The sequence below is a fragment of the Streptomyces sp. NPDC000880 genome (assembly GCF_053599675.1).
In genome coordinates, this window is record NZ_JBSFMS010000189.1 from 1 (window position 1) to 9,364 (window position 9,364).

Annotated in this window: 5 protein-coding genes, 2 tRNA genes, 1 other RNA gene and 1 pseudogene; 6 read left to right on the top strand and 3 right to left on the bottom strand. The window is 72.2% G+C overall.

Going from position 1 to position 9,364, the window contains the following annotated elements; genetic code table 11:
* Positions 1–116: 116 nt before the first annotated feature.
* Positions 117–204, bottom strand: a tRNA-Ser gene (locus ACWDO5_RS34005).
* Between the two features lie 72 nt (positions 205–276).
* Here ACWDO5_RS34005 and ffs point away from each other — a divergent pair.
* The 6 genes from ffs to ACWDO5_RS34035 all read left to right on the top strand — a co-directional run bounded on the left by ffs (position 277) and on the right by ACWDO5_RS34035 (position 8,692).
* Positions 277–375: signal recognition particle sRNA small type (ffs, locus tag ACWDO5_RS34010), an RNA gene on the top strand.
* A gap of 116 nt (positions 376–491) precedes the next feature.
* Complete coding sequence (locus tag ACWDO5_RS34015) at positions 492–2,777, top strand: DNA polymerase III subunit gamma and tau (RefSeq protein ID WP_450534414.1); 2,286 nt, start codon at positions 492–494, stop codon at positions 2,775–2,777.
* A gap of 60 nt (positions 2,778–2,837) precedes the next feature.
* The gene (gene purD / locus ACWDO5_RS34020) at positions 2,838–4,088 is read left to right on the top strand and encodes a phosphoribosylamine--glycine ligase (protein ID WP_450534415.1); all 1,251 of its coding nucleotides are present in this window, start codon (positions 2,838–2,840) and stop codon (positions 4,086–4,088) included.
* A gap of 212 nt (positions 4,089–4,300) precedes the next feature.
* Positions 4,301–5,995, top strand: a complete 1,695-nt coding sequence (locus tag ACWDO5_RS34025) for a hypothetical protein (RefSeq protein WP_450534416.1) — start codon at positions 4,301–4,303, stop codon at positions 5,993–5,995.
* Positions 5,996–6,169: 174 nt separating this feature from the next.
* Complete coding sequence (locus tag ACWDO5_RS34030) at positions 6,170–7,630, top strand: N,N-dimethylformamidase beta subunit family domain-containing protein (protein ID WP_450534417.1); 1,461 nt, start codon at positions 6,170–6,172, stop codon at positions 7,628–7,630.
* 147 nt (positions 7,631–7,777) lie between these two features.
* The gene (locus tag ACWDO5_RS34035; protein WP_450534418.1) at positions 7,778–8,692 is read left to right on the top strand and encodes a phosphoribosylaminoimidazolesuccinocarboxamide synthase; all 915 of its coding nucleotides are present in this window, start codon (positions 7,778–7,780) and stop codon (positions 8,690–8,692) included.
* 44 nt (positions 8,693–8,736) lie between these two features.
* Here the strand turns inward: ACWDO5_RS34035 and ACWDO5_RS34040 are convergent.
* Both ACWDO5_RS34040 and ACWDO5_RS34045 read right to left on the bottom strand, forming a co-directional pair.
* Positions 8,737–8,809: transfer RNA gene (locus ACWDO5_RS34040), tRNA-Gly, on the bottom strand.
* Between the two features lie 22 nt (positions 8,810–8,831).
* Positions 8,832–9,364: pseudogene (locus tag ACWDO5_RS34045) on the bottom strand (response regulator transcription factor); the annotation flags it as partial.

Genomic DNA, 9,364 nt, shown 5'->3' on the forward strand with positions numbered 1-9,364 from the left:
GTACGCCGCGGTCTGGGTGTTGCCGATCTCGAAGACCAGGACAACGAGGTCTGAGGCACGTCGAAGGGCCCCACCGCGAACGGTGGGGCCCTTCGACATCGTGCCCGGTGAGGCACTGGCGGAGGATACGAGATTCGAACTCGTGAGGGGTTGCCCCCAACACGCTTTCCAAGCGTGCGCCCTAGGCCACTAGGCGAATCCTCCGCGGCAAACAATACAAGACGTTGAGGAGTGCTCGCGAACTCGTTCTCACCCCCTGCCATCAGGTACCCTGTGCGGAGCCCCTCACGTGGCGCTATCTGACTGAACTCCCCCAGGGCCGGAAGGCAGCAAGGGTAGGTCGGCTCTGGCGGGTGCGTGAGGGGCGCTTGCGTTTGCGGACGCCGTCGGGCCCGGTCGGACGCCGGCGCGGCATCGGCCCCGCTCCGCCCGGCATCGGCAGACATCGCGGGCGGCGTCGCTTGTCAGTAGGCCCCGATAACCTCGTAGGCGTGTCGTCCCTTGCGCTGTACCGCCGCTATCGCCCGGAGTCGTTCGCCGAGGTCATTGGGCAGGAGCATGTCACTGACCCGCTGCAGCAGGCCCTGCGGAACAACCGTGTCAATCACGCGTACCTGTTCAGCGGGCCGCGCGGTTGTGGCAAGACGACCAGTGCGCGCATCCTCGCCCGCTGTCTGAACTGCGAGCAGGGGCCCACGCCCACGCCGTGCGGCGAGTGCCAGTCCTGCCGCGACCTCGCGAGGAACGGGCCGGGGTCGATCGACGTCATCGAGATCGACGCCGCTTCGCACGGTGGTGTGGACGATGCGCGTGATCTTCGGGAGAAGGCCTTCTTCGGGCCGGCGAGCAGCCGGTACAAGATCTACATCATCGACGAGGCGCACATGGTCACCCCGCAGGGCTTCAACGCTCTGCTGAAGGTGGTCGAGGAGCCGCCGGAGCACCTCAAGTTCATCTTCGCGACGACCGAGCCGGAGAAGGTCATCGGCACGATCCGGTCGCGTACGCACCACTATCCGTTCCGGCTGGTGCCCCCGGGGACGCTGCGTGAGTACCTGGGCGAGGTGTGCGGCATGGAGGACATCCCGGTCGCGGACGGCGTGCTGCCGCTCGTCGTACGGGCGGGCGCGGGGTCCGTGCGTGACTCCATGTCCGTCATGGACCAGCTGCTGGCGGGCGCGGCCGAGGAAGGCGTGACGTACGCCATGGCGACCGCCCTCCTCGGGTACACGGACGGGTCGTTGCTCGACTCGGTCGTGGATGCCTTCGCGGCGGGCGACGGGGCCGCGGCGTTCGAGGTCGTGGACCGGGTGATCGAGGGCGGCAACGACCCGCGGCGCTTCGTCGCCGACCTGCTGGAGCGGCTGCGGGACCTGGTGATCCTGGCCGCCGTGCCGGACGCGGGGGAAAAAGGACTCATCGACGCCCCGGCCGACGTGGTCGAACGGATGCAGGCGCAGGCGTCCGTCTTCGGGGCTGCCGAGCTGAGCCGGGCCGCGGATCTGGTCAATACCGGGCTGACGGAGATGCGTGGCGCCACCTCGCCGCGGCTGCAGCTGGAGCTGATCTGCGCCCGGGTACTGCTGCCCGCCGCCTTCGACGACGAGCGGTCGGTGCAGGCGAGGCTGGACCGGCTGGAGCGGGGGGCGACGTACTCGACCGGGGGGTCGGGGCCCGCGATGGGGTACGTCCCCGGGCCCGGGGCCCAGGCCCACGCGCCTGTGCCGCCGCACGCACCGTCCGTACCAACCACACCGCCGGCACCGTCCGCACCGCAGGACGGCGGTCCGGGCGTCGCACGTACGGGTGCCCAGGCACCCGCGCCCGCCTCCACGCCTACGCCCGCCTCCACGCCCACGCCCGCTGCCGCTCCCGAGCCCGTAGCTCCCCCGGCAGAGCAGCCGCCTGCCGGACAGCGCCCCGGAGCCTGGCCCGCCGCGGCCGCAACCGGGTCTGAGGCCGGGCGGCGTCCCGGCGGCTGGCCCACGGCGTCGAGCCCTGGTCAGGGGGGCGGCCGCCCATCCTCGCCCCAGCCCGCTCCACCCGCCCCGACCTCCGCCGCACCGGCGCCCGCCCTCGCCGCGCCCAGTGCCGGCCTGGCCGCCCAGGGCGCCGGGCAGGTACGGAACATGTGGCCGGACATCCTGGAGGCCGTGAAGAACCGCCGCCGCTTCACCTGGATCCTGCTCAGTCAGAACGCGCAGGTCGCAGGCTTCGACGGCACCACCCTGCAGCTCGGCTTCATCAATGCCGGCGCCCGCGACAACTTCGCGAGCAGCGGCAGCGAGGAAGTACTGAAGCAGGCACTCGCCGAGCAGTTCAACGTGCAGTGGAAGGTCGAGGCGATCGTCGACCCCTCGGGCGGCGTGGGCGGCCCCGGCGGCGGCGCGCAGCCCCCGTCCGGCGGTGGTGGCTACGGCGGTGCCGGTGGAGGTGGAGGCGGTTTCGGCGGCGGCCGGACCTCGTCGGCCCCGGCTCCGCAGGCCCCGGCAGCCCCCGCGCCCCGTCCCGCCCCGGAGGCCCCCCAGGCACCTCAAAGCTCACAGCCGCCCCCGGCATCCCAGTCCGCTCCGGCCCCGCAGGCATCCACCCCCGAGCCTTCGCGCGCCGCCCCCGCGCGCACCCCGCACACCCCCCATACCCCGCCCCCGGTCGCCCCCGAGGACGACGTACCGGAAGAGGACGACCCCGACCTCGTCGACTCCGCGCTCTCCGGCCACGACCTGATCGTGCGGGAGCTCGGCGCCACGGTCGTGGAGGAATATACGAACGAGTAGGGGAGACCGCCTCGGAGGCCCGTACAGGTCAGCCACCCCCGGGCGGTTAGGCTGGCTGCCGTGAAGGTCCTCGTCATCGGCGGCGGCGCCCGCGAACACGCCCTGTGCCGCTCTCTCTCCCTCGACCCCGACGTCACCGCTCTGCACTGCGCGCCCGGAAACGCCGGCATCGGCGAGGTCGCCCAGCTGCACCCGGTCGACGCCCTGGACGGCGCAGCCGTGGCGCGGCTCGCCACCGAACTGGCGGCCGAGCTCGTCGTCGTCGGCCCCGAGGCGCCGCTCGTCGCCGGGGTCGCCGACGCCGTACGGGCCGCGGGCATCCCCTGCTTCGGCCCCTCCCGCGAGGCGGCCGAGCTGGAGGGCTCCAAGGCCTTCGCCAAGGACGTGATGGCGGCGGCCGGAGTGCCCACCGCCCGCAGCTATGTCTGTACGACGCCCGAGGAGATCGACGAGGCCCTCGACGCCTTCGGCGCTCCGTACGTCGTCAAGGACGACGGCCTCGCCGCCGGCAAGGGCGTCGTCGTCACCGATGATCTCGCCGCTGCCCGCGAGCACGCGCTGGCCTGCGGACGCGTGGTCATCGAGGAGTTCCTCGACGGCCCCGAGGTCTCCCTCTTCGCCATCACCGACGGCGAGACCGTCCTCCCCCTGACGCCCGCCCAGGACTTCAAGCGCGCACTCGACGGCGACGCGGGCCCCAACACCGGCGGCATGGGCGCGTACTCCCCGCTCCCGTGGGCCGACCCCAAGATGGTCGACGAGGTCATGGCGACCGTCCTCCAGCCCACCGTCGACGAACTGCGCCGCCGCGGCACGCCCTTCTCCGGGCTGCTGTACGCGGGCCTAGCGATCACAAACCGCGGCGTACGGGTCATCGAGTTCAACGCCCGCTTCGGCGACCCGGAGACGCAGGTGGTCCTGGCCCGTCTGCAGACCCCGCTCGCGAGCGTGCTGCTCAACGCCGCCCAGGGCACCCTCGACGTCGAGCCGCCGCTGCGGTGGCGTGATGACGCCGCCGTGACCGTGGTCGTCGCCTCGCACAACTACCCGGACACCCCGCGCACCGGCGACCCGATCGAGGGCCTGGCCGAGGTAGCCGCCAAGGATGCGCCCGATGCGTACGTACTGCATGCCGGGACCAGGCAGGACGGCGACGCGATTTTGAGCGCAGGCGGCCGGGTGCTCTCGGTCACCGCGACCGGAAAAGACCTGACGCAGGCGCGTGAGCGCGCGTACAAGGCCGTGGCCCGGATCCGGCTCGACGGTTCCCAGCACCGTACGGACATCGCGCGCAAGGCAGCCGGGGAGTGAACCCCTAGCGCCCGAGAACCGTCATCACCTTTGACCAAAGCCATTCCATCGAGTGACGGCTGAGCCATCCGGATGACGCCAGTCGGAGCCCCAACTAGGGTGCGGCGCAGGCGTTCCGGCACTTGGCCCACCGGCATTGCGATGTCAGTAGCGGGTGCCACAGTGGGGGAGTGAGCATCACCGTCGCAGGGCAGAGGGGGTGAGGTCCGGTCGTGTCCGGTACCGGTATCGGTGAGTCGATGGGCGCGCAGGCCGCGCGCTCCCGAGCTCTCGCCGTGCTGCGCATCCGCAGCCGGGCGGTGGCCGTGGCGCTGCTGCCCGCGGCTGTGGCCGTCGTGCTCCTCGTCGGCGGTGCCACGGGACGCATGGGCGGCCAGAATTGGGACGCCGCGCGCTGGGCCGTGACGGTCCTCGCGGTGGTCGTGTTGCTGCTCGCCGCGGCGGTCGCGGCCGTGATCGTACGAGCGAGCCCGGCGCTCAGCCCGACCGTCGAGCTCTCGGAGCGGGCGGCCCCCGATCTGTACCGGCTGGTGCGGGACCTGGCCGAGCGCCTCGAGGTGCCCGCGCCGTCCGCGCTGGCGCTCACCCCCGACTGCGACAGCTGGCTCGAGGACCGTTCGCACCCGGCCCATGCGATACGAAGCGGGCGCCCTCGTCGCACCGCCGAGGCGCCCGTGCTGGTGATCGGCTCGCCGTTCCTGTGGTGGATGCGGGTCGCCGAGCTCCGAGCGGTGCTGGCGCCGGTCGTCGCCGGGACCTCTCCCTCCGCGCACCCCGACATAGCCGCGGCCCGCCGTTTCGTACGGGGTCTGGACGCGGCGGTCGCCGTCGCCGCAGACCCCGGCCTGGGGCCAATAGGCAAAGTGGCGCTCGGCTTCGTCGGCGGGATCACCCGGCTGCTGCTGCGCGGCTGCCAGGTGCATGCCGCCGAGATGGAGCGCGGTGTCGCGGCCGCCGCGTCCGAGCGTGCACAGGCTGTGGATTACGGACTGCGGATAGTCGCCCAGGAGCAGGTCGGTCTCGCCTACGCAGGCTGGGACCGGCTGCTGACCCGGGTCGCCCTGCCCGCCTGGAGGATGGGCCGCTGGCCGTCCCGGCTCGACGCGGGCGTCGTCTCCGCGCTGACCGAGCTCTCCCGCCGCGACCGCCTGGCCGAGGGCTTCGCCTCCCGGCTGGGCGAGCGGCCCGCCTGTGACCTGCTGGAAGAGCCCGGTGCGATCGACGAGGCCGCGTCCCTGCTGGCCGCGCGACTCTTTCACGGGGGCCCGGCCGAGGCGGGGCCCGACTGGTCGCCGGTGGCCTGGCAGCAGTACCCGGAAGAGGTCGTCGACCGGAAGTGGCGTACGGAAGCGGCCCGTCTGCACCGGGTCCTCGACGACCTGGGCGTGCCGCCGTCGGCCGGCCCGGACGGCCCGACGCTCGCCCGAGTCATGGACCATCTGTCCGCCCGGGGCCCCGTGAGTGCCCACAGCGGCGGGGCCGCCGGCACCGCCGACAGCGGCGAGGCCGGCGACATCCTGGCGGCCGGGATAAGCGCGGAAGTCGCGCGCGAGGAGGCCGTCCGTGAGGAGGCGGCGCTTCCGCCAGTGCCCAAGAGCCCGGGCGACGCCCTGAGCGGCTGGGGCACGGACCCGCTTCCCCTCTTCCCGTTGCAGCCGCCCCGTACCGGCCGTGAGCTGCTCGCCGACCATGTCACCGCGATGGTCTGCTGCGCCGCCGTCGACACGGCGGGCGCGGCCCCCGGCCTCGACTGGCTCGACGGCCCGGCCCTGCTGATCAACGGCGAACGGCGCGCGGATCTGGGCGCCCGGGTCCTGAGCCTGACCGAGGACGGCGACGCGGCCCCGCTGCGCACCTGGCTGTCCACCCTCGGCGTCCGCCCGGAGAAGCCGGTCCGCCTGGTGTGACCCCGCCCCCCCCCGGCGGACCCAGGGCCACCCCGCACGTCGGAACCCCTGCGTCCCGTTCACGTCAATTCGCGACGAACGGTGACGGAGTGCGTGCGTTATGTGATGTGCTGGAGACCGGCGCTGACAGTCGGCGCATCACAGTTGTTCCGGGGCATCGAGGGAGGGCGCGGCATGGGGGCAGAGCAGATCCGCCGATGGGAATCGGGCGCCCTCGCCCACGCCGTCACAGACCCTTTCGGTCAGGGCCCTCTGCCCTGGCTCCGCGGCAGCGAGTACTACTTCGACGACACCGGCCAGGTCGTGCCCTGGTACGTCGACCCCGCCCTGGCCGGCGGCCGCTCCGGCGGGCCGCGTACCGCCGATGACGTACGCCGTCAGATCAAGGGCTTCACGTCCACCGGCGCCGTCGCCCCCGGCGAGGCGATCGACTTCCACATCACCGTGGACCCGCCCCAGCAGTTCTCGGTCGACATCTACCGCATCGGGCACTACGCCGGCGACGGTGCCGCCAAGATCACCACCAGCCCCCGCCTCTCCGGCATCGTCCAGCCGGCCCCGCTCACTGCCCAGCGCACGGTCTCCTGCCACCACTGGTGGCTCTCCTGGCGGCTGCAGATTCCTTCCTACTGGTCCATCGGTGCCTACGTCGCCGTGCTCACCACCGCCGACGGCTACCGCTCCCACATCCCCTTCACCGTCCGCGACGACCACCCGGCCGACCTTCTGCTGCTCCTCCCGGACATCACCTGGCAGGCGTACAACCTCTACCCGGAGGACGGCCGCACCGGCGCCAGCCTCTATCACGCCTGGGACGAGACGGGCCGCCTGCTCGGCGAGGAGGACGCCGCGACCACGGTCTCCTTCGACCGCCCGTACGCCGGCGCGGGCCTGCCCCTCCACGTCGGCCACGCCTACGACTTCATCCGCTGGGCCGAGCGGTACGGCTACGACCTCGCCTACGCCGACACCCGCGACCTCCACGCCGGCCGCGTCGACCCCACCCGCTACCGCGGACTGGTCTTCCCCGGCCATGACGAGTACTGGTCGGCTCCCATGCGCCGCACCGCGGAACGCGCCCGCGACCACGGCACCTCGCTCGTCTTCCTCTCCGCCAACACCATGTACTGGCAGGTCGAGCTCGGCCCGTCCCCCTCGGGCGTCGACGACCGCCTGCTCACCTGCCGCAAGCGCCGCGGCCCCGGAAAGCCCGCCCTGTGGCGCGAGATCGACCGGGCCGAACAGCAGCTGCTCGGCATTCAGTACGCGGGGAGGGTCCCCGAGCCGCACCCTCTTGTCGTACGGAACGCGGACCACTGGCTCTGGGAGACGACGGGCGCCGCCGAGGGCGACGAACTCCCCGGCCTGGTCGCGGGCGAGGCCGACCGTTACTTCCCGCGTACCACGCTCCCCGAGCACCGGGGACGGATCCTGCTCGCCCACTCCCCTTATCAGGACAGCGACGGCGCCGTGCGCCACCAGGAGACCTCGCTGTACCGCGCACCCTCCGGCGCCCTGGTCTTCGCGTCCGGCACCTTCGCCTGGTCCCCGGCGCTGGACCGGCCCGGCCATGTCGAGACCCGCGTCCAGCGGGCGACCGCCAACCTCCTCGACCGCATCTGCAAACGCGATTAGGGCAGACAGGACCGCCCAGGACCCCCCTGACCAGGCCCGCCCTCCCCGCATACGGGAGAATCGAGGCGATTGGCCCGCCCGTCTCCCACCACCGCCCTACTTGTGCCCCTTCGGGGCGCCCCTTTTGTTCAACCACGGGGAGGAACCGTGTCCGGATTCGTCGAAAAGCCCGAGCCGCTTCAGGTGCCGGGCCTGGTACATCTGCACACCGGCAAGGTGCGCGACCTGTACCAGAACGAGGCGGGCGACCTCGTGATGGTCGCCAGCGACCGCATCTCCGCCTACGACTGGGTGCTGCCCACCGAGATCCCCGACAAGGGCCGGGTCCTCACCCGGCTGTCGCTGTGGTGGTTCGAGCGCCTCGAGGACCTCGTCCCCAACCATGTGATCTCCACCGAGCTGCCCGCCGGCGCGCCCGCCGACTGGGCCGGCCGCACCCTCGTCTGCAAGTCCCTGCGCATGGCCCCGGTCGAATGTGTCGCCCGCGGCTACCTCACCGGCTCGGGTCTTGCCGAGTACAACGAGAGCCGTACCGTCTGCGGGCTCGCGCTGCCCGAGGGTCTCTCCGACGGCTCCGAGCTGCCCGCCCCGATCTTCACGCCCGCCACCAAGGCGGCCGTCGGCGACCACGACGAGAACGTCAGTTACGAGGAAGTGGTCCGCCAGGTCGGCGCCGAGACGGCCGCCCAGCTGCGCCAGACCACCCTCGCCGTTTACAGCCGGGCCCGCGACATTGCCCGCGACCGCGGCATCATCCTGGCGGACACCAAGTTCGAGTTCGGCTACACCGCCGCAGGTGAAGAAGGCGAGCGGCTGGTGATCGCGGACGAGGTACTGACTCCGGACTCCTCGCGTTTTTGGCCCGCCGCGACCTGGGAGCCGGGCCGCGCCCAGCCCTCGTACGACAAGCAGTACGTCCGCGACTGGCTGACCTCGCCCGCCTCCGGCTGGGACCGCAGGAGCGAACAGCCGCCGCCGCCCCTCCCGCAGGAGATCGTCGACGCGACCCGCGCCAAGTACATCGAGGCGTACGAACTGCTGACCGGCACGAGCTGGTCGTAGACACGAAGAAGGCCCCGGTCGTGGTGACCGGGGCCTTCGAGCTGAGCGGACGACCAGGTTCGAACTGGCGACCTCAACCTTGGCAAGGTTGCGCTCTACCAACTGAGCTACGTCCGCATGCGCCGTAGCGCGGACACCACTATACCCAACCTCGCTCCCGTGCGAGACGCACCGCCGCGTGCCGATTCTCGGCCCCAGCTTGGAGGCGGCCGACGAGAGGTAGTTCCGCACGGTCCCCTGGGACGGCGAGGCCAGCTCCGCGATCTCCGAGATCGGTGCCCCGTCCGCCGCCATTCCAGCACCTCCGCCTCGCGGGCGGTCAGCGGCGAGTCCCCCGCGGAGATCGCGTCCGCCGCCAACTCCGGGTCCACATAACGGTTTCCGGCGTGCACGGTACGGATGATCTCCGCCAGCCGCTGGGCGCTGACAGTCTTCGGGACAAAGCCCCGCACGCCCGCGGCCAGCGCTCTCTTCAGGTGTCCGGGCCGTCCGTGGCTGGTCACGATCATCGTCCGGCATTCGGGAAGTTCGGCCCGCAGGGATGTGGCCACGCTCACACCGTCCGGGGCGGGCATCTGAAGATCTAGGACTGCCACGTCGGGCCGGTGCGCCCGCGCCATGGCGAGGGCCTCGGCCTCGGGCACCGAGGCCCACGCCAAGGGGTGGGGGGTT

What these genes read in the sequence shown, in the direction of transcription:
- ACWDO5_RS34030 (WP_450534417.1), top strand. Translation starts at nt 6,170, where the DNA reads ATGGGGGCAGAGCAGATCCGCCGATGGGAATCGGGCGCCCTCGCCCAC.